Origin of the sequence: Bradyrhizobium sp. SZCCHNS2022, from assembly GCF_032377575.1 — a bacterium.
GTDB lineage: Bacteria > Pseudomonadota > Alphaproteobacteria > Rhizobiales > Xanthobacteraceae > Bradyrhizobium > Bradyrhizobium aeschynomenes.
In genome coordinates, this window is record NZ_JAUHHZ010000001.1 from 1,076,912 (window position 1) to 1,097,465 (window position 20,554).

At 65.8% G+C, this 20,554-nt stretch carries 13 protein-coding genes; 4 read left to right on the top strand and 9 right to left on the bottom strand.

The genetic code is table 11. The features are described 5' to 3' along the window. Nucleotides 1–13 precede the first annotated feature (13 nt). From QXZ94_RS04755 to QXZ94_RS04790, 8 genes are all read right to left on the bottom strand, one after another. Complete coding sequence (locus tag QXZ94_RS04755; RefSeq protein ID WP_315719459.1) at nucleotides 14–904, bottom strand: crotonase/enoyl-CoA hydratase family protein; 891 nt, start codon at nucleotides 902–904, stop codon at nucleotides 14–16. Between the two features lie 412 nt (nucleotides 905–1,316). Next, the gene (locus QXZ94_RS04760; protein ID WP_315719460.1) at nucleotides 1,317–2,738 is read right to left on the bottom strand and encodes an amidase; all 1,422 of its coding nucleotides are present in this window, start codon (nucleotides 2,736–2,738) and stop codon (nucleotides 1,317–1,319) included. A gap of 66 nt (nucleotides 2,739–2,804) precedes the next feature. Beyond that, nucleotides 2,805–3,968 (bottom strand): M20 aminoacylase family protein, encoded by a 1,164-nt coding sequence (locus QXZ94_RS04765; protein WP_315719461.1) that lies wholly within the window; start codon nucleotides 3,966–3,968, stop codon nucleotides 2,805–2,807. A 236-nt stretch (nucleotides 3,969–4,204) separates the two neighbouring features. Further along, nucleotides 4,205–5,710, bottom strand: a complete 1,506-nt coding sequence (locus QXZ94_RS04770; protein WP_315719462.1) for a M81 family metallopeptidase — start codon at nucleotides 5,708–5,710, stop codon at nucleotides 4,205–4,207. Between the two features lie 297 nt (nucleotides 5,711–6,007). Beyond that, nucleotides 6,008–7,654 carry an ABC transporter ATP-binding protein gene (locus tag QXZ94_RS04775; RefSeq protein ID WP_315719463.1) on the bottom strand — a complete coding sequence of 549 codons (1,647 nt, stop codon included), beginning with the start codon at nucleotides 7,652–7,654 and terminating at the stop codon, nucleotides 6,008–6,010. 112 nt (nucleotides 7,655–7,766) lie between these two features. After that, a complete protein-coding gene (locus QXZ94_RS04780) occupies nucleotides 7,767–8,657 on the bottom strand; it encodes an ABC transporter permease (RefSeq protein WP_315719464.1) in 891 nt (296 codons plus the stop codon). A gap of 13 nt (nucleotides 8,658–8,670) precedes the next feature. Next, nucleotides 8,671–9,612 (bottom strand): ABC transporter permease, encoded by a 942-nt coding sequence (locus QXZ94_RS04785; protein ID WP_172113867.1) that lies wholly within the window; start codon nucleotides 9,610–9,612, stop codon nucleotides 8,671–8,673. Between the two features lie 411 nt (nucleotides 9,613–10,023). Next, the gene (locus QXZ94_RS04790) at nucleotides 10,024–11,154 is read right to left on the bottom strand and encodes a M20/M25/M40 family metallo-hydrolase (protein WP_315719465.1); all 1,131 of its coding nucleotides are present in this window, start codon (nucleotides 11,152–11,154) and stop codon (nucleotides 10,024–10,026) included. 267 nt (nucleotides 11,155–11,421) lie between these two features. Between QXZ94_RS04790 and QXZ94_RS04795 the strand changes: the two genes are divergently transcribed. Together QXZ94_RS04795 and QXZ94_RS04800 are read left to right on the top strand one after the other, a co-directional pair. Further along, nucleotides 11,422–13,035, top strand: coding sequence for an ABC transporter substrate-binding protein (locus tag QXZ94_RS04795; protein ID WP_315719466.1), 1,614 nt, complete (start codon nucleotides 11,422–11,424; stop codon nucleotides 13,033–13,035). A 411-nt stretch (nucleotides 13,036–13,446) separates the two neighbouring features. Continuing rightward, on the top strand, nucleotides 13,447–15,060 hold the full coding sequence (locus QXZ94_RS04800) for an ABC transporter substrate-binding protein (protein ID WP_315719467.1): 1,614 nt from the start codon (nucleotides 13,447–13,449) through the stop codon (nucleotides 15,058–15,060). Nucleotides 15,061–15,187: 127 nt separating this feature from the next. On the opposite strand, the gene QXZ94_RS04805 is transcribed toward QXZ94_RS04800, so the two are convergent. Then, nucleotides 15,188–15,328, bottom strand: coding sequence for a hypothetical protein (locus QXZ94_RS04805; RefSeq protein WP_315719468.1), 141 nt, complete (start codon nucleotides 15,326–15,328; stop codon nucleotides 15,188–15,190). Between the two features lie 251 nt (nucleotides 15,329–15,579). On the opposite strand from QXZ94_RS04805, the gene QXZ94_RS04810 reads away from it, so the two are divergent. Beyond that, complete coding sequence (locus QXZ94_RS04810; RefSeq protein ID WP_315719469.1) at nucleotides 15,580–17,190, top strand: ABC transporter substrate-binding protein; 1,611 nt, start codon at nucleotides 15,580–15,582, stop codon at nucleotides 17,188–17,190. A 223-nt stretch (nucleotides 17,191–17,413) separates the two neighbouring features. Next, nucleotides 17,414–20,548: an autotransporter domain-containing protein gene (locus QXZ94_RS04815; protein WP_315719470.1), complete on the top strand. Its 3,135-nt coding sequence runs from the start codon at nucleotides 17,414–17,416 to the stop codon at nucleotides 20,546–20,548. The last annotated feature ends 6 nt before the right edge of the window (nucleotides 20,549–20,554 follow it).

A 20,554-nucleotide genomic window follows, 5' to 3' on the forward strand; every position in this document is an offset into this window, starting at 1 on the left:
TGGCCGATAACTACTACTTGTACTCCCGCTCGTCCCACCACGGGAAATAGTCCGGCATGTCAGCCGTGACTGTGTTCTTGAACTGCGCGGGACGCTTCTCCAGGAACGACACCACGCCTTCCTTGACGTCATCAGAGCGTCCCCGCGCGTAGATGCCGCGGCTGTCGACCTTGTGCGCTTCCATCGGATCGTCGGCGCCCATCATGCGCCACATCATCTGGCGGATCAGCGCGACCGACACCGGCGCGGTCTTGTCGGCGATCTCGCGCGCCAGCGCCCGTGCGGTCGGCAGCAGATCGTCCGGCGGCACCACCTTGCTGACGAGACGGCCGGCGAGCGCCTCCTGCGCCGGAAACACGCGGCCGGTGTAGCACCATTCCAGCGCCTGCGAGATGCCGACGATGCGCGGCAGGAACCAGCTCGACGCCGCCTCCGGCACGATGCCGCGCTGGGAGAACACGAAGCCGAACCGCGCCGCTTCCGACGCAATGCGGATGTCCATCGCGAGCTGCATGGTGACGCCGATGCCGACCGCCGGGCCGTTGACCGCGGCGATGACCGGCTTCAGCGATTTGAAGATCCGCAGCGTGACCTGGCCGCCGCCGTCGCGCACCTGCGGATCGGAATAGTCGACACGGCCATCGGCGTGGCGCTTGACCGGCCCGCGTTTGACATCGCGATCGAAGGTGTCGGCGCCGGAGGAGAGATCCGCGCCCGCGCAGAACGCGCGGCCCGATCCGGTGACGATGATCGCCCTGACGCCGTCATCCTTGTCGGCGCGATCGAAGGCGTCGATCAGCTCCTCCATCATGGTGCCGGTGAAGGCGTTCAGCTTCTCCGGACGGTTCAAGGTGATGGTGAGGATCTTGTCGGCGACGTCGTAGAGGATGGTCTGGTAGGCCATGAGCGTTTCCCTGATGTCGTTGTCGTGGCGTTTGTTAGTCGGTTGCTCGTGCCACAATCTCCGCCGTCATTCCGGGATGCGCCCCCTTGGGTGCAGGCCGGGAATCCATGACCACGATCGTGAGTCTGGATTCCGGGCTCGTGCTTCGCACGCCCCGGAATGACGACGAAAATTGAGATCGGCGATCGGGATACAGTAGTTCAGCGCGCGGCCAACGCAAAGTGTGCATGACATTCCGCAGGGCGGGCAAAAACACTGCGCGCAGCATTGCTCTCTCAGCAAGCGATGCAGCAGTGATTGAGTTCACACCCTCTCCACGTCATTGCGAGCGCAAGCGAAGCAATCGAGAGTCGTGGGCTGGACTCTGGATTGCTTCGCTCGCAATGACGGAGGAGGGAGCAGTGGATAGGCTTCACTTCACCGGCGCCTTCGGCCACGGCCGCTGCTCGCCGCGCAGGCCCTCGAACGTCTTCGCCATTCCCAGCACGCCGACATCGTCGAAGCGGCGGCCGACGATCTGCAGGCCGATCGGGAAGCCGTCGGAATCGTAGCCGGCATTGACGGAGATCGCCGGGTTCTCCGACATGTTCCACGGCACGGTGTAGGTGATGTGCTCGAACGGTGCTTGCGGATCGTTGACGGGGGAGGCGTACTCGGCCGGAAACTTCACGCCGGGTGAGACCGGCGAAATGATGTAGTCGTACTCGCAGAACAGCTTTGCGGCAGCCGCCCGCAGCGCCATCGTGACATTGAATCCCCTGACGACCTCGACGCCGGACAGCGCCGCGCCGCGCTCCGCCCATTGCAGGATGTAGGGCAGGGTTTTCGCGCGCACCCCGGGCGCGAGCCGGGCCAGATCGTCCCACAGCCGCGCGCGCCAGAAATTGTCGAGGCCGTCGAGCATCTCCCGCGTGAGAAAGCCTTTCGTCTCGGTCACAACCGCGCCGGCGTCCTCGAAGGCCTTCGCTGCCGCAAGCGTCGTCGCGCGCACCGGCTCCTCGAGCGCCTGGCCGACGCCGCCGAGGTCGAGCATCAGGCCGAGGCGCAGCTTGCGCACCGGCTTCTCCGCGACCTTCCAGTGCAGATCTGACGGCGGCAGGCTGGTGCCGTCGCGGCGGTCAGGCTTCGACAGCACGCTCATCATCAGCGCGGCATCGTCGACGATGCGCGTCATCGGACCGGCGACGCGGCCGACATAGGGCGGGTCGATCGGTACGCGGCCGAAGCTCGGCTTGAGGCCAACCAAGCCGCACCATGACGCCGGCAGCCGGATCGAGCCGCCGATGTCGGTGCCGACATGCAGCGGGCCGTAGCCCGCGGCGGCGGCGGCACCCGCGCCGGCGCTGGAGCCGCCGGGGTTCATGCGCAGATCCCAGGGATTGCGCGTCAGCGGGTGGAAGCTCGACAGGCCCGATGACAGCATGCCGTAGTCGGGCATCGTGGTCTTGGCGAAGATGATCGCGCCGGCTTCGCGCAGGCGCGCCACCGGCGGCGCGTCGGCCGCGAGCGGCGCCCGCGTGACGCTGGCCGCGCCGAGCGGCATCGGCTGGCCCTTGGTGGCGATGTTGTCCTTCACCGTCGCCGGCACGCCGTCGAGCACGCCGGCCGGCTCGTCATTGGCCCAGCGGTCCGTCGACGCCTTGGCCGCGGCCCGCGCGGCGTCGACATCGAGCAGATACAGCGCCTTGATCTCGGGCTCCCAGGCCGCGACATGCGCCAGCACGTCGTCCATCACCTCGGATGGCGAGAACTGGCGCGCGCGATAGCCGGCGATCAGGTCGACGGCGGAGAGATCGTGCAGCGAGGTGACGTCGTCCGAAACAGGCTTGTGCATGCTGGTCCTCCGTCGCCGAACTTCGTCTCAAACACCGCCCCGCTCATTGACCCAGGTCAGGCGGCGCTAGGCCGCCGCCAGACGGGTCTCGATGATCCGGGCGAACATGCTGGCGCCGATCGGCAGGATCTTGTCGTCGAGCACGTAGCCGGGATTGTGCACCGGCACCGAGCCGTCATGGCCGACCCAGAAATAGGCGCCCGGGATGGTCTGCAGCATGTCGGCAAAGTCCTCGCTGCCCATCTTCGGCGTCGAGCGCGTCAGCACCTTGGACGGCTCCACGACGGTGCGCGCGACCTCCTCGACGACCTTCGACTGTTCCTCCTGGTTCACCAGGACGCTGAACGTGTCGCGGATGTCGACGTCGATCTCGCAGTTGAACGCGGCCGCCATGCCGGCGCAGATCGCGCGCATGCGCTCGCGCACCAGCGCGCGGACATTGTCGGAGAAGGCGCGGACGGTGCCGCACAGCCAGGCATCGCCCGGAATGACGTTGTAGGCCGAGCCGGCATGGATCTGGGTGATCGAGACCACGGCGGCCTGCAGCGGCTCGACGTTGCGGCTCACGATGGTCTGGATCGCCTGGGCGACGCTGGTCGCGATCACCACCGCGTCCTTGGAGCGCTCGGGCATCGCGCCATGGGCGCCATAGCCGGAGATGCGGATATCGAAGAAATCGGCGCCGGCCATCGCCGGGCCGGGGAGGATCGCGATCTCGCCATGCGCGAGGTCCGGCGCGTTGTGCAGGCCGTAGAGCTCGTCGCAGGGGAATTTCTGGAACAGGCCGTCCTTGATCATCGCCCGCGCGCCGCCGAGGCCTTCCTCGGCCGGCTGGAAGATGAAGTGCACGGTGCCGTCGAAATTGCGCGTCTCGGCGAGATAGCGCGCGGTGCCGAGCAGCATCGTGGTGTGGCCGTCATGGCCGCAGCCGTGGAAGCGGCCGGGAATGGTCGAGCGCCAGGGGAGGTTGGTGTTCTCCTCCATCGGCAGCGCGTCCATGTCGGCGCGCAGGCCGATGGTCTTGGTGCCGGCGCCCTTGCCCTTGAGCACGCCGATCACCCCGGTGCCACCGAGGCCGCGATGCACCTCGATGCCCCATTGCGCGAGCTTCTCGGCGACGATGCCGGAGGTGCGGGTCTCCTCGAAGCCGATCTCGGGATGCGCGTGCAGGTCGCGGCGGATGGCGGTGAGTTCGTCGGCGTAACCTTGGATGCGATCGATCGTGGGCATGGGTGTGTTTCCAATTGAACGGAAGAGTGTGGGTTAGGAGATGACCTGAAGAGGCTTGTCGATCACCGCGTTTGCGGCCCATCCTTCGAGACGCCCGCCAAGGGGCGGGCTCCTCAGGATGAGGATGTGGGTGTAGCGAGACGTGTTCATATAGCGAAACTTCCGCTCCTCACGGTGAGGAGCGCCGTCTTCGGCGCGTCTCGAACCATGAGGCCCCGGCAGGTTCGACAAACTACTCATCCCTTCACCTCAAACGCCGGACCGTTGGGCTTGAGGCGGATGCCCGGACGCAGCCGCGCCCAGGGCAGGGTGGAGGGATCGGCGGGCATCGCGCCAGGGGCGGCGCAGATCAGGAGCTGCTCGGCGATCGGCTCGAAATCGGCGCGGAAATGCACCGAGCTCTTGTTGACCAGGATCGCCTGCTCGGTCGGCTCGATGCCGACGAAACGGTACATCTCCTGGTCGGCGAGCTGCGATTTGTGCGAGGCCACGACCACGCGAACGTCGCCGATGCGCAAGCAGGCGGAGGGTCCCATCTCCATCTTGCGGCCGCCATAGAACGGGCCGGGCGCGATGAAGCGGCCGTCGGAGATCTTTTCGACGATGAAGCTCTCCTCGAACGGCGCATCGCCGGGAATGCCGCTCTTGCCGCCCAGCGACAGCGTGATGGTCTTGCCTTCGCCGGCCGCATGCGCGGCGAGCGCCGCCTGCGGATCGTAGATCATGCCGATCGCCGCGCGGCTTGCGCGGTTGCGCACCAGCGCGCGGAGCATGCCGGTGGTATCGGAATCGCCGCCGGCGCCGGGATTGTCCTGGGTATCTGCGATCACGATCGGGCGCGTCGCACTCTTCGCCAGCGTCATCGCGTGCTGCACGCCCTCGTCCGGTGTGTAGATGCGGCCGTCGAAATCATTCTCGTGACCCATGACGATCGCCGCGATCGCATCTGCCGCGGTGTCCGCATCGGCCTGCGTGCGGCCGTACGCGAACACGCTGGGGCCGCAATGCACGAAGTCGGCCGCGGGGAAGCCGGGCGCGAAGGACAGCGTCGGCACGGCGTCGCTCTGCAACGCCGCGAGCTTCTCGTAGATGCCCTTGGTGGGCTGGTCGTTGGTGCACTGCCAGCTGATCGGGATCAGGAACGGCAGCTGCCGGAAGGCTTTCGCCAGAGGTTGTTTCGTGCGCAGCAGCAGCGCGAGATGCTCGGCGCAGGCGCGGCCGGTGTCGGCCATGTCGGTGTGCGGATATTTGCGATAGGCGATCAGCGCGTCGGCATGCGCCATCATCTCCGGCGTGACGTTGGCGTGCAGATCGAGGCTCGCGACCAGCGGCACATCGGGGCCGATCGCCTTGCGCACCCGCGCGAGGATCTCGCCCTCGCCGTCGTCGACATGCTCGGGCACCATCGCGCCGTGCAGGTCGAGATAGACGCCGTCGAGCGGCAGGGCCGCCTTGATCCGGTCGACCATCACGGTCGTGATGCGCTCGAACGCGTCCCTGGTGACGTGCGCCGACGGGCTTGCCGCGCAGGCGATGCTGGGGACGATGTTCCAGCCATTGGCTTCCGCGACCGCGATGAACCCCGACTGGCCGGCATTGATGCCCCGCATCGTCGTCATCACGCTCGCGGCGTCGGCGATGGAGGCGCGACCGCCGCCATGCATGAAGTCGTCGTAATCCGCTTTCGTCGGTGCGAAGGTGTTGGTCTCGTGCAGGAAGCCGCCAATCGCGACGCGCGTCATTACTTCGCCTCAGGTCGTGAGATGGAGTGGCGACGTTAGACTGTGCGTTGCGGCCCGCGCAAGCGAAGGAGCGATGCCGTTTTGCATGCGGGCCACGATGACGGCGGGCCGGTCCGAAGAGCTATCTCCGCGCGTCATTCCGGGGCATCGCGCAGCGATGAGCCCGGAATCCATGACCACGAGCAGGTGTTGCGAAGCACGCGCGTCGACCAGCCGACATTCCCACACCCGCCTGTGGGTATGGATTCCGGGGCTCGTGCTGCGCACGCCCCGGAATGACGGTGGTTGGTGGCGCCGCTACGCCACCGCCTCCGACACCGGGCGGAAGTTGGCAAAGTCCCAGTTCCGCCCGGGGGCGGCCTCGAGCAGGGACTTGGTGTAGGCTTCCTTCGGATGCGTCAGGATCTCGCCGGCCGGACCCTGTTCGACGATGCGGCCCTTCTGCATCACGACGACCTCGTCGCAGATCTGCGCGGCGACGCGCAGATCGTGCGTGATGAACAGGATGGCGATGCCGAGCCGGCGCTGGATCTCGTCGAGCAGCTCCAGCACCTGGGCCTGTACCGAAACGTCCAACGCGGATACGGCTTCGTCGGCCACCAGCACGTCCGGATCGAGCGCGAGCGCACGCGCGATCGCGATGCGCTGACGCTGGCCGCCGGAGAACTGGTGCGGATAGCGCGAGATCGCGTCCGCCGGCAGGCCGACCAGCTCGAGCAGCTCGCGCGCCCGCGCCATCGCCTTGTCGTGCGAGGTGCCGTAGTTGATCGGCCCTTCGGCGATGCTCTCGCCGACGGTGAGGCGCGGATTGAGCGAGCGGTAGGGGTCCTGGAACACGATCTGGATGCGCTTGCGGTGCGGCTGCAGCAGCCGCCGCGTCAGGATCGAGATCTCGTGGCCGGCGAGGCGGACGCCGCCGGAGGTCGGATCGATCAGGCGCACGATGCAGCGCGCCACCGTGGATTTGCCCGAGCCGCTCTCCCCGACGATGCCGAGCGTGCGGCCTTTTCGCAGCGTGATCGTGACGTTCTGCGCGGCGACGACCTCGCGCGCTTTGCCCAGGAAGGAGCGCTCGCGATAGACCTTGCCGAGATCGTTGGTCTCCAGCACCACCGGCTCGGTGCTGTCCGGGCGCGGCGGCCGCGGAATGAGGCTCGGCACCGAGGACAGCAGGTTGCGCGTGTAGTCCATTTCGGGCGCGCGCAGGATCTTGTCGAGCGCGCCGGTCTCGACCAGGCGGCCCTGGCGCATGACCGCGACGCGGTCGGCGATCTCGGCGACGACGCCCATGTCGTGGGTAATGAAGAGCACCGCGGTGCCGTGATCGCGCTGCAGCTCGCGGATCAAGGACAGGATCTGCTTCTGCGTGGTGACGTCGAGCGCGGTGGTCGGCTCGTCGGCGATCAGCAGCTTGGGCTCGAGCACCAGCGCCATCGCGATCATGATGCGCTGGCGCTGGCCGCCGGAGAGGCGGTGCGGGTAGGAGCCGAAAATGCGCTCGACGTCGGGCAGGTGGACCTGCTCCATCATGTCGAGAATGCGCTTGCGCCGCGCCCGCGCATCGAGCGACGTATGTGCGCGCAACACCTCGTCGATCTGGCGGCCGACCGGCACGACCGGATTGAGCGCGGTCATCGGCTCCTGAAAGATCATCGCCATCTTGGTGGCGCGCAGTTCGCGCAGACGGCGATCGGTCGCGCTGAGCAGCTCTTCGCCGACCAGCTTGACGCTGCCGCCGACCGGGTGGAGCGCGTTCTTCGGCAAGAGGCCCATGGTGGTCAGCGAGGTCACCGATTTGCCGGAGCCGCTCTCGCCGACGACGCAGAGCGTCTCGCCTTTTTCGACCTTGATCGAAACGCCGTCGATGATGCGCGGGCCCTTCGGGTTCTTCGTCTTGCCGACGGTGACGACGAGGTTGTCGATGTCGAGGATGGTGTCGGTCATGCGTTCATTTCTCCACCGTCATGGCGAGGAGCGTCAGCGACGAAGCAATCCAGAGCTCCGGGTGCGGCCCCTGGATCGCGTCGCTTCGCTCGCGATGACGAAAAAACCATTTTCACTTGCCGGCCTCGCGCTGCTTCATGCGCGGGTCGAGCGCGTCGCGGGCGGCGTCGCCGATCAGGTTGATCGAGAGGATGGCGATCGACAGCAGCAGGCCCGGCCAGAAGATCAGCGAGGGCTTGATCTGGAAGTAGGAGCGGCCCTCGGCCATGATGTTGCCCCAGGTCGGCGTCTCCGGGCTGATGCCGGCGCCGAGGAACGACAGGATCGCCTCGGTGAGAATCGCGGCAGCGCAGATGTAGGTGCCCTGGACGATCAGTGGCGCGATCGTGTTCGGCATCAGATGCCGCCACATGATCTTGGGCATCGATGTGCCCAAGGAAATGGCGGCCTCGACATAGGGCTCCTCGCGTGCGGTGAGCACGACCGAGCGGACGAGGCGCGCGACGCGCGGGATCTCGACGATGGTGATCGCGATCATGACGGTGCCGACGCTGGCGCCGGAGAGCGAGACCACGGCGATGGCGAGCAGGATGCTCGGGATCGCCATCAGGCCGTCCATCACCCGCATCAGGATGGCGTCGACCCAGCGGAAGAAGCCGGAGACGAGGCCGATCACGAGCCCGATCGCGATCGAGATGATCGCTGCGCCGACGCCGACCAGGAGCGAGATGCGGCCGCCATAGATGGTGCGCGACAACAGGTCGCGGCCGTAGGCGTCGGTGCCGAGCAGGAACTGCGCGCTCGACGGCTTGAGCCGCTGAGCCGGCGCCAGCAGCACCGGATCATGGGGCGCCAGCAGCGGCGCCAGGATCGAGACGATCACGATCAGCGACAGGCACACCGTGGCGACGGCGATGATCGGGGTCGATGTCAGGAAGCCGAACCGAGGGCCCAGTCGCGTGGTGACCGGGATCGACGGCTCAGGAGTGGTGACGATTGCCATCGGAGCTAAGGCCTCAGTAGCGGATGCGGGGATCGAGAAGCGTGTAGGCGAGGTCGATCAGCAGATTGACCGCGAGATAGATGAAGGAGGTCAGCAGGATCATGCCCTGGATGACCGGATAGTCGCGCGCCAGCACGGCATCGACCGTGAGACGCCCGATGCCGGGCAGGTTGAACACGCTCTCGGTGACGACGACTCCGGAGATCAGCAGCGCGAAGCCCGAGCCGATGACGGTGATCACCGGGACCGCGGCGTTGCGCAGCGCGTGGCGAAGCAGCACCGCGATCTCGCTGACGCCCTTGGCGCGGGCGGTGCGCACGAAGTCCTCGCCGAGCACGTCGAGCATGGCGGCACGAGTCATGCGCGCGATCAGCGCGACATAGATGAAGGACAGCGCGCAAGTCGGCAGGATGATGCGTTCGAAGAACGGTCCGAAGCCGACGCTGAGACTCTTGAAGCCCTGCACCGGGACCCAGCGCAGGTTGATGGCAAACACCTGGATCAGGATGTAGCCGATCACGAACACCGGCACCGAGAAGCCGAGCACCGAGAGTGCCATCACGAAGCGGTCGATCCAGGTGCCGTGCTTCCACGCGGCGATGACGCCGAGCGGCACGGCCACGAGGATCGACAGGATGATGGTCGACAGCGCCACCGAGATCGACGGCTCGATGCGCTGCCCGATCATCTGCAGCACCGGCACCTTCGAGATCAATGACACGCCGAGATCGCCGTGCAGCAGCTGATTGATCCATGTGAAGAACTGGATGTAGAGCGGCTCGTTCAAGCCGAGCGTGGTGCGGATGCGCTCGAGCTGCTCGGGCGTGGCGTTGTCGCCGGCGAGAATCGCGGCGGGATCGCCTGGCGTCAGCCGCAGCAGCAGGAAGACGAACAGCGCCACCACGCCCATCACCGGGATGGCAGCGAGAATGCGGCGGAGCAGATAACCGATCATCTTGAAAGAACCGTTGTCATGGTGCGGGAGTGTCGTGCCTGATGTCGCGAGTGATTGTGCATGTCACCGATGGTCATCGCTTTCAAGATCTCCGGTGTTCGCTCGTCTGCTCGTGTGCGCGGATGACACGATCGTCGTCGGCCGCGCGAACCATCGCATTTGCGAACAATGTCGCGACCCTTTGCGGCGAACTTTCGCGCGAAAACTTTGCAAGCCGCATGCCATCATGCGCGCGCTGCGGAGCGATTGTCCACTTGCTCTGTTGGTCCCGGAAAATGAAACCGTGCTGCTGCGCAGCAGGCGACGCGTAGCCCGGGAGAGCGAAGCGACCTCGGGGGCTCTCGCACAGCGGCGAGGACCCGGCATGTCGCTGCGCTCATGCAGGTTACGAGATCCTGCCCCGAGGCGATCCTATGCCAGCGTCGCGAGCAGGCCGGCCATCAGGCGGCCGCGCTCGGCGAGGCTGTCGATCTCGATGTATTCGTTCAAGGTGTGCATGTCGGCTCCGCGGACGCCCAATCCATCGAGGGTCGGAATGCCCAGCGCGCCGGTGAAATTGCCGTCGGAGCCGCCGCCTGCCGATCCGTGGGGCAGGGACATGCCCAGCTGCTCGGCGATGCCGCGCGCCTTGTCGTAGAGCGCCATGGTTCCGGAATCCGGCTCCCAGACCGGTCGCGTCACGCCGCGCGTCACCTTGAAGGCGACGTCGTCGGTGGTGCCGGACAGCGCCAGCATGCGCTCGACGCCGCGGTCGAGATCGGCCTGCCGCTTCGCCATGCTGAGCGCCTCGCCGGTGCAGGTCGTCGCCACGCAATTGACCCATTGGCCGCCATGCACGATCCCGACCGAGAAGGTGCAATCCTCCGTCGTCATGGCGTCGATGGCCACGATCTGCCGCGCCATTTCCCGGATCGCGGAACGGCCGGCGCCGAGCCGCGCGCCGGCATGGCTGGGACGCCCGGTGGCTTCGAGATTGAAGCGCGCGATCGCATAGCGGCCGGTGACCACGCCATTGTCGGGGCGGCCCGGCTCGGGCACCAGCACGTATGTGTTGCGCTTCGCCTCGGCTTCGATGATGTCGCGGGTCGAGGGCGTGCCGACCTCCTCGTCCGGCGTGAACAGCACGGTGACGGGCAGCGGCGTCGTGACACTCGCCTTGATCAGCTGCCGGATGGCCTCCAGCGAGAGATAGTTGCCGCCCTTCATGTCGCAGATGCCGGGTCCATGACATCGGTTGCCGTCACGCCGCCACGGCAGCTTGGCCAGCGTCCCGACCGGATGAACGGTATCCATGTGGCCGGCGATGAGGATGCCCGGCTCGCCTTGCCGGGGATGCGGAAAGCGCGCGCGCACGCACCCGGCGAAGCCGTGCTGCCCGGAGATGCGCTCGATCGTCGCACCCAGGATCGCCATGTCCCGTGCGGCGAGATCGAGCATCCGCTCGACGGCGGCCGTGTCCCAGGTCGGACTCTCGCATTCCACCCAGCCGCGCAAGCCCTGCAGCATGGCTTCGGTATCAAAGGGAAGATGGGCTGGATTCATCTGAGTTCTCTTCACGGCGTTGTCGCAATCTCATCACACGAGACGGAGTCGGGCGACTTGTAAAGCGAAAGCTGTACGAGCGTTAACGGCATTGTCAGCTGCAGCGGGCATGCGCTGAATGCGGATTGACGCGACAGACGACCTCTGCAAGTGTCGAAAGCTCACGACTTACAGCGTGTTAGTTCGCACAAGGAATGATCTTCACGCACAACGAATGATCTGAATCTGATCAGTTTCAGGTCAAATCATCCTCCAGGAGACTTCGTAATGTTCCACATCCCGCGCTGGAAACGTCTGACGCTCGCTGCGAGCCTCGCCGTTTCCATGCTTTCGCTCTCGACGGCGCTGAGCACCCAGGCCATCGCTGCCGGCAAGAAGACGATCACGGCGGTGATGCATTCTGATCTGCGCGTGATCGACCCCGGCTTCACCACCGCCTACATCACCCGTGATCATGGCTACATGGTTTACGACACGCTGCTTGCGACCGATTCGAATTTCAAGGTCCAGCCGCAGATGGCGGACTGGAAGGTGTCGGACGACAAGCTGACCTACACCTTCACCCTGCGCGACGGCCTGAAGTGGCACGACGGCGCGCCGGTGACGGCCGAGGACTGCGTGGCCTCGCTGAAGCGCTGGGGCCGCAATGACGGCATGGGCCAGAAGCTGATGGACTTCACGGCGAGCCTCGAGGCGCCGGACGCCAAGACCATCGTTCTCAAGTTGAAGGAGCCCTATGGGCTCGTCCTGGAGTCGATTGCCAAGCCGTCGTCGCTGGTGCCCTTCATGATGCCGAAGCGTCTCGCCGAGACGCCGCAGGGCCAGCAGATCGCCGAGCAGATCGGCTCGGGTCCGTTCAAATTCGTCAAGGCGGAATTCCAGCCGGGCGTGAAGGCGGTGTATGAGAAGAACACCGACTACGTGCCGCGCAAGGAGCCGGCGAGCTGGACCTCCGGCGGCAAGGTGGTGAAGGTCGACCGCGTCGAGTGGATCACGATGCCGGATGCCCAGACCGCGGTGAACGCGCTGCAGTCCGGCGACATCGACTTCATGGAGAACCTGCCCTACGACATGTTGCCGGTGGTGGAGGCGAACCCCGAGCTCAAGATCGACGTGCTCAACAAGTTCGGCTACCAGACCCTGGGCCGCATGAACTTCCTGAACCCGCCCTTCGACAACGTGAAGGTGCGCCGCGCGGCGTTCCTCGCGCTGAACCAGAAGGACGTGCTCGACGCGCTCGTCGGCAATCCGAAGTACCAGAAGGTCTGCGGCGCGGTGTTCGTGTGCGGCACGCCGCTGGAGACCGACGTCGGGGCCGAGACCCTGATCAAGGGCAACGGCATGGCCGAAGCGAAGAAGGCGCTCGCCGAATCCGGCTATGACGGCACGCCGATCGCAATCATGGCCCCGGGCGACGTAACCACCCTGAAGGCCCAGCCCGTCGTGGCGGCGCAACTGCTGCGCGAGGCCGGCTTCAAGGTCGACCTGCAGGCAACGGATTGGCAGACGGTGGTCACCCGCCGCGCCAGCCAGAAGCCTGTGAAGGAGGGCGGCTGGAACATGTTCTTCACCAACTGGGTCGGCGCCGACGTCGCCAATCCCGTCGCGAACGTGTCGGTCGGCGGCCGTGGCACCAAGGGCGGCTGGTTCGGCTGGGCCGAAGACGCCGAGATCGAGAAGCTGCGCGATGCATATGCGCGCTCGTCCTCTCCGGAGGAGCAGAAGAAGATTGCCGCCGAGATCCAGAAGCAGAACTACGAGAAGGTGATCTACATTCCGCTCGGCCAGTACCTCAACGCCAGCGGTTGGCGCAAATCGCTGAGCGGCGTGCTCGACGGCCCGGCCACCCCGGTCTTCTGGAATGTCGACAAGAGCGAGTAGGTCGCTCACTCTCCTGCAAACGACCATGCGGCGGAGGCAACTCCGCCGCATTTTCTATGCGATCGTTCGGGTGGACGAAGTAACCGCGCCGCGGGGCGGCAGCGTGCCCGCCGTCGATCGGCATATTCCGCGCGGCAGGACGGCGGGTGCTGCGTCCTTCTGATCTCGCCCGTAGAAATAGCAACTCTGCGCCTTCGCTCACCTTGCGGGAGCGAAGCTGGTAACCGGATGCACGGCTGCTGCGCGGGCGGCAGCAAAGCCGATTGACGGGCGCGAGAACTGTTGCAACTCTTCGCGCGCGGAATGAACGCTGGGCGCAGACCCGTGGAAATGATGGTGCGACGCCCAGCGGTCGCCGTGTCTCGATCACGTCGAGGCCGTCGTTCACCCCGTCACGTCAAGAGAGATCGCATGTCACCTCATTCGCGTCGGGCCCGTTCCGCGCTCGCGTCATGGCTTGTTGCGTCCGCCGTCTTGTTAGCGCCGGGGCTCGCGCCCGAAGGACTTGCCGCCGGCAAGAAGACCATCGCCGCAGTGATGCATTCGGATCTGCGTGTCATCGATCCCGGCTTCACCACGGCCTACATCACCCGCGACCACGGCTACATGGTCTACGACACGCTGGTCGCCACCGATTCCAATTTCAAGATCCAGCCGCAGATGGCGGACTGGAAGGTGTCGGACGACAGACTGACCTACACCTTCACCCTGCGCGACGGCCTGAAGTGGCATGACGGCGCACCGGTGACGGCCGAGGACTGCGTCGCCTCGCTGAAGCGCTGGGGCCGCAATGACGGCATGGGCCAGAAGTTGATGGACTTCACGGCGAGCCTCGAGGCGCCGGACGCCAAGACCATCGTTCTCAAGTTGAAGGAGCCCTATGGGCTCGTGCTGGAATCAATCGGCAAGCCGTCCTCCTACGTGCCGTTCATGATACCCAAGCGCCTTGCCGAGACGCCGCAGGGCCAGCAGATCGCGGAGCAGATCGGCTCGGGTCCGTTCAAATTCGTCAAGGCGGAGTTCCAGCCGGGCGTGAAGGCGGTCTACGAGAAGAACACCGACTACGTCCCCCGCAAGGAGCCGGCGAGCTGGACGGCGGGCGGCAAGGTGGTGAAGGTCGATCGCGTCGAGTGGATCACGATGCCAGACGCCCAGACCGCAGCGAACGCGTTGCAGTCCGGCGACATCGACTTCATGGAGGCGCCGCCCTACGAGCTGCTCTCGGTGCTGGAAGCCAACCCCGAGCTCAAGACCGAGGTGCTCAACAAGTTCGGCTATCAGACGCTCGGCCGCATGAATTTCCTGAACCCGCCGTTCGACAACGTGAAGGTGCGCCGCGCGGCGTTCCTCGCGCTGAACCAGAAGGACGTGCTCGACGCGCTCGTCGGCAATCCGAAGTACCAGAAGGTCTGCGGCGCGGTGTTCGTGTGCGGCACGCCGCTGGAGACCGACGTCGGGGCCGAGACCCTGATCAAGGGCAACGGCATGGCCGAAGCGAAGAAGGCGCTCGCCGAATCCGGCTATGACGGCACGCCGATCGCGATCATGGCGCCCGGCGACGTGATCGCGCTCAAGGCGCAGCCCGTCGTGGCCGCCCAGCTCTTGCGTGAGGCCGGCTTCAAGGTCGACCTGCAGGCGACCGACTGGCAGACCGTGGTGACGCGGCGCGCCAGCCAGAAGCCTGTCAAGGAGGGCGGCTGGAACATGTTCTTCACCAACTGGGTCGGCGCCGACGTCGCCAATCCCGTGGCGAACGTGTCGGTCGGCGGCCGTGGCACCAAGGGCGGCTGGTTCGGCTGGGCCGAGGACGCCGATATCGAGAAGCTGCGTGACGCCTATGCACGCGCATCGTCGCCCGAGGAGCAGAAGAAGATCGCGACCGAGATCCAGAAGCTGAACTATGAGCGCGTGATCTATGTGCCGCTCGGCCAGTATCTGCAGCCGAGCGTGTGGCGCAAGACGTTGACCGGCGTGCTCGACGGCCCGGCCACGCCGATCTTCTGGAACATCGAGAAGAAGGACTAAGTCGCCGGCCGGTGGCGATCACGACCGGCAGTCGAATGCACAGCGCGGCGAGGGGGACCCGCCGCGCTGTTTTTGCGAGCTGTTTGCGTCCGAGCTCTTCGCCGTCAATGGCTGGAGCAAACGGCGCTCAGCAGTGCGTGTCACGAACGGCTTCCAACCCATCCACCATCAGCGGCGGCGTGAGTTGATCCCGCGACGGCTTGTTGCTGGTGGGCATCGGTGCGGCAGGGCGGCGATTGCCCTGAGGCTCGGTGGTTTCGATCGGCATCGTCATGCTCCTGGTCGCGCTCTCAACGGAGCAGCCGGTGCAGAGTTCCAGCTGGCGGGACACTATCGGCTCACTGCCAGCCCGTGCCGGCTTTGCTGCGCGCCCATGCGGCCAAGACAATTGACGAGCGGTGGAACTGCTGCAAGTCTCTGCGGGCGTTGCCTAAGCGTCTGCGGACGCGATGCAAGCGCTCGCCGCGCCTTGGTCGGTGTCAGGGCCGCCTGATGAAAGCTCACGTCAAGAGAGATCGCATGCCACATCCTTCGCGCCGGACGTCATCCGCGCTCGTGTCCTGTCTCGTCGCTGCGGCCCTTGCCGTCTCGGCGGGAATGACGACCAAAGCCTTCGCTGCCGGCAAGAAGACGATCACGGCGGTGATGCACTCTGATCTCCGCGTGATCGATCCGGTGTTCACGCCGGCCTACATCACCCGCGACCATGGCTACATGGTGTACGACACCCTGCTCGGAACCGACGCCAACTTCCAGGTCCAGCCGCAGATGGCGGATTGGAAGGTGTCGGACGACAAGCTGACCTACACCTTTACCCTGCGCGACGGCCTGAAATGGCACGACGGTGCTGATGTCACCGCCGAGGACTGCGTGGCCTCGCTGAAGCGCTGGAGCCGCAACGACAGCATGGGCCAGAAGCTGATGGAGGCGACAGCTTCGCTCGAGGCGACGGATGCCAAGACCATCACGCTCAAGCTGAAGGAGGCGTACGGCCTCGTGCTCGACTCGATCGGCAAGCCGTCGTCCTACGTGCCGTTCATGATGCCGAAGCGTCTGGCCGAGACGCCGGCGAACCAGCAGATCTCCGAGCAGATCGGCTCCGGCCCGTTCAAGTTCGTCAAGGCCGAGTTTCAGCCCGGCGTGAAGGCGGTCTACGAGAAGAACACCGACTACGTGCCGCGCAAGGAGCCGCCGAGCTGGACCGCCGGCGGCAAGGTCGTGAAGGTCGATCGCGTCGAATGGATCGCGATGCCGGACGCCCAGACAGCGGTGAATGCGCTGCAGTCCGGCGATGTCGATTTCATGGAGTTTCCGCCGCTCGATCTTGAGCCGCTGCTCGCCGCCAATCCCGATATCAAGATGAACGTACTGAACAAGTTCGGCTATCAGACGCTCGGCCGGATGAACTTCCTGTTTCCGCCGTTCGACAATGTGAAGATTCGCCGGGCGGCGTTCCTGGCGTTGAACCAGAAGGACGTGCTCGACGCGCTGGTCGGCAATTCGAAGTACTACAAGATCTGCGGCGCCGTGTTCGGCTGCGGCACCCCGCTGGAAGCCGACGTCGGCTCGGAGACGCTGGTCAAGGGCAACGGCATGGAGCAGGCCAAGAAGCTGCTCGCCGAGGCGGGCTATGACGGCACGCCGGTGGTGATTCTCGCCCCCGGCGACGCCATCACCTTGAAGGCGCAGCCGGTGATCGCCGCGCAGCTGCTGCGCGCGGCCGGATTCAAGGTCGATCTGCAGACGACGGACTGGCAGACCGTGGTGACCCGGCGCGCCAGCCAGAAGCCGCCGAAGGAGGGCGGCTGGAACATGTTCTTCACCAACTCGGTGATCGCCGATTCCGGCAACCCGATCGGCAGCACCTTCGTCGGCGCGCGCGGCCAGAAGAGCCCGTTCGGCTGGCCCGACGATCCGAAGATGGAGGAGCTCCGCGATGCCTTCGCCAAGGCCACCACGCCCGAGGATCGAAAGCGGATCGCCGCCGAGATTCAGCAGGAGGTCTATGAGCAGGTGATCTACGTGCCGCTCGGCCAATGGTTCATGCCGAGCGCTTGGCGCAAGTCGATCAGCGGCGTGCTGGAGGGGCAGGCGGTGCCGGTGTTCTGGAACGTCGACAAGAGCGAGTGACGTCTGCCGTAGCCTCGTAGCCGCAGTAGCATGTAGCCCGGATGTCGCTGTCGCCTTCGCGCTCGCGCGCGCCGGCTGTCGCTCATCCGGCTACGACCACGGGCTACGCGCGACGCGACGATTTCTCCGGAGAACTACGCGCTAAAGTTGTAACGTATAGTTAACACTTGATTAGATCGAGTTGTCCTAGATTCGCGCTCCATCAGCGGAGCGCATGGACCAGATGGCGCGTTTCTTCAGATCGCATTGCGGTCACGGCCTGACGGCAACATCCATCATTCTCGGAACGGTCCTGGCGCAGACGACGCCTGTCCGTGCCGTCGACTGGACCGGCCTGCTGTCGACCGACTGGTTCAACGCCGGCAACTGGACGGGCACCGTTCCAGACAACACGACCAGCACGAGGATCGACACCATCACGCCCAACCCGACATTGGTCGGGGCGCCCGGCGCGCAGGCGACCGATCTGAGGGTCGGCGTATCAGCAACCGGCGCGTTGATGGTCCAGAGCGGCGGCACCATCAACAATACCCTCGGCGTCATCGGCGACAATGTGGGCTCGATTGGCAGCGCGACGGTGGATGGCGCCGGTTCAAGCTGGATCAATAGCGCCGATCTGCTTGTCGGGAACGCCGGCAATGGCACACTGATCATTCGCAATGGCGGCGCCGTGAGCAATGACTACGGTTATGTCGGCCTTGATAACGGTGCGACCGGCGTCGTGACCGTGGATGGCGTCCATTCGACCTGGACCAACACCTCCGATTTGCTCGTCGGCTCCACCGGGAACGGTACGCTGGCTATCCGCAATGGCGGCGCAGTGACGAATGAGTACGGCTTTGTCGGCAATGATAGCGGCGCGACCGGCGTCGTCACCGTGGATGGCGTCGGCTCGACCTGGACCAACCGATCGGAGCTGTATGTCGGCTCAGCCGGCAACGGATCCCTGAAGATCCAAAACGGCGGCACAGTCACCAGCGGCATGAGCGTTTTCGCCATCAATCCCGGCTCCACCGGCGCCGTGACGGTGAACGGCGCCGGCTCGGGCTGGACGACTGCCGGCGATTTGTATGTCGGCAGCGGCGGGAGTGCGACGCTGGCTATCCTGAATGGCGGCGGCGTCAGCATTGGCGGCAACAGCTATCTCGGGGTCGCATCGGGCTCAGTCGGCACCGCAACCGTGGACGGCGCCGGCTCGCACTGGATCAGCAGCGGCAATCTCGGCATCGGCAGCCAAGGCAGCGGCACGGTGACCATCCGCAACGGCGCTGCTGTGAGCAACGTCTTCGGCTCCCTCGCCATCCAGCCCGGCTCGACCGGTACCGTGACGGTGGATGGGACCGGCTCGACCTGGACCAACAGCGCGGATCTCCATGTCGGCTATGGCGGCATCGGAGCGTTGACTGTCAGCAATGGCGCCAGCGTCTCGGCCTCGACCATGTTCCTCGCCTACCAGCCCGGCTCGGTCGGCAAGCTGAGTATCGGCGCAGCCGTCGGCCAGGCGGCCACAGCGCCTGGAACGCTCAGCGCAGCCTCGGTCGATCTGGGGAGCGGCAATGGCGAGATCGTGTTCAACCACACGGGCACGAACTACACTTTCGCCCCCGTCATCACCGGCAGCGGCGCAGGGCCGCGAACGGTGCGCGTCGAGGCCGGCAAGACGATCCTGACCGCGGCCAGCACCTACACGGGACCGACCATCATCAATGGCGGCACGCTGTCGGTGAACGGTTCGATCGCCGCTTCTGCCGTCACGGTGAACGCCGGCGGCACGCTCGGCGGCAACGGCACCGTCGGCAACACCATGATCAATGGCGGCACACTGGCGCCCGGCAATTCGATCGGCGTGCTGACCGTGAACGGCAGTCTATCGTTCACCGCGGCGTCGTCCTACATGCTCGAGATATCGCCTGCCAGCGCCGACCGCGTCAACGTGTCGGGAACGGCGACGTTGTCCGGCGCCAAGGTGAATGCGTCGTTTGCGGCCGGAAGCTATGTGGCCAAGCGGTACACCATCGTCAATGCCAGTGGCGGAATCAGCGGCACATTCGGGCCGGTGGTGAACAGCAATCTGCCGTCGGGGTTCAAGTCGAGCTTGAGCTACGACGCCAACAACGCCTATCTCGATCTGGCGCTGGCCTTCATCGCTCCGCCCAGCGCCGGCCTCAACATCAATCAAGCCAACGTCGGCAACGCGCTGGTCAACTCCTTCAACCGCAACGGCGGCATTCCGCTGGTCTATGGCGGGCTGACCGCGCCGGGGCTGACGCAGGCCTCCGGCGAGATAGCCACCGCGGTGCAGCCGACCATGGTGCGCGCGATCACGCAATTCACGACCGCGATGACCGATGCTGCGGCCGTCGATCGCCGCCGCGATGAGACCAGTGCGCTTGGTCCAGCCGATGACGCCGATCTCGCGAACGCTTATGCCAGCGTCCCGCTCCGCGGCACGGTCGGTGACACATTCAGCTCGAATGCGAGGGCCGCGCTGCGTGAGCCGCCATTCAAATCGCGCTGGCGCATGTGGGCCTCGGGCTTCGGCGGTGGCCAAGCCCGCGACGGCAACGCGGTCGTTGGATCCAGCACCGCCACCAGCCGCATGTTTGGCGCGGCGGCGGGGGCCGACTACTCGCTGTCGCCGGCAACGGTCGCCGGCTTTGCGCTGGCGGGCGGCGGCACCAATTTCAACGTGGCCGCCGGTGGCGGGGGACGTACCGATATGTTTCAGGCCGGCGCCTACATCAGGCACGTTACAGGCCCGGCCTATGTCAGCGCAGCCGCAGCCTATGGCTGGCATGACGTCACGACGGATCGAACGGTCACCATCTCGGGCGTCGATCAGTTGCGCGCGCGGTTCTGGGCGAGCAGTCTTGCGGCGCGTCTCGAAGGCGGCAGCCGCTTTGCTCCGTCCTGGCTAGGCGGCCTTGGTCTGACGCCCTATGCCGCCGCGCAGGTGACGGCCACGCGTCTCCCCGGCTATGCCGAAACCGTCACCACCGGCGCCAACAGTTTCGCACTGTCCTACCTTGCGAAGTCCGTGACCGCGCCGCGCACCGAACTCGGCGTGCGCAGCGACACGTCCTTCGCCGTAAATGATGCGCTGCTGACATTGCGCGGCCGCACCGCCTGGGCGCACGACTTCAATCCCTTCAGTTCGGCCTCGGCCAGCTTCGAGTCCTTGCCCGGCGCAAGCTTCGTGGTGAACGGCGCGACCGCGGCGCGTGATGTGGCATTGACGACGGTCTCGGCCGAAGTGAACTGGCGAAATGGTGTCGCGCTCGCCGCGACGTTCGAAGGCGAGTTTTCCGCCGTCACCCGAGCCTACAATGGCAGGAGCGTCGCGCGTTACAGGTGGTGAGCCGAA

Bases quoted from the DNA above. Each gene is read 5' to 3' on its own strand.
- QXZ94_RS04815 (WP_315719470.1), top strand. From the start codon at position 17,414: ATGGCGCGTTTCTTCAGATCGCATTGCGGTCACGGCCTGACGGCAACA.
- QXZ94_RS04770 (WP_315719462.1), bottom strand. From the start codon at position 5,710: ATGACGCGCGTCGCGATTGGCGGCTTCCTGCACGAGACCAACACCTTC.
- QXZ94_RS04760 (WP_315719460.1), bottom strand. From the start codon at position 2,738: ATGCACAAGCCTGTTTCGGACGACGTCACCTCGCTGCACGATCTCTCC.
- QXZ94_RS04780 (WP_315719464.1), bottom strand. From the start codon at position 8,657: ATGGCAATCGTCACCACTCCTGAGCCGTCGATCCCGGTCACCACGCGA.
- QXZ94_RS04805 (WP_315719468.1), bottom strand. From the start codon at position 15,328: ATGCCGATCGAAACCACCGAGCCTCAGGGCAATCGCCGCCCTGCCGCA.
- QXZ94_RS04795 (WP_315719466.1), top strand. From the start codon at position 11,422: ATGTTCCACATCCCGCGCTGGAAACGTCTGACGCTCGCTGCGAGCCTC.
- QXZ94_RS04785 (WP_172113867.1), bottom strand. From the start codon at position 9,612: ATGATCGGTTATCTGCTCCGCCGCATTCTCGCTGCCATCCCGGTGATG.
- QXZ94_RS04810 (WP_315719469.1), top strand. From the start codon at position 15,580: ATGCCACATCCTTCGCGCCGGACGTCATCCGCGCTCGTGTCCTGTCTC.
- QXZ94_RS04800 (WP_315719467.1), top strand. From the start codon at position 13,447: ATGTCACCTCATTCGCGTCGGGCCCGTTCCGCGCTCGCGTCATGGCTT.
- QXZ94_RS04775 (WP_315719463.1), bottom strand. From the start codon at position 7,654: ATGACCGACACCATCCTCGACATCGACAACCTCGTCGTCACCGTCGGC.
- QXZ94_RS04790 (WP_315719465.1), bottom strand. From the start codon at position 11,154: ATGAATCCAGCCCATCTTCCCTTTGATACCGAAGCCATGCTGCAGGGC.
- QXZ94_RS04755 (WP_315719459.1), bottom strand. From the start codon at position 904: ATGGCCTACCAGACCATCCTCTACGACGTCGCCGACAAGATCCTCACC.
- QXZ94_RS04765 (WP_315719461.1), bottom strand. From the start codon at position 3,968: ATGCCCACGATCGATCGCATCCAAGGTTACGCCGACGAACTCACCGCC.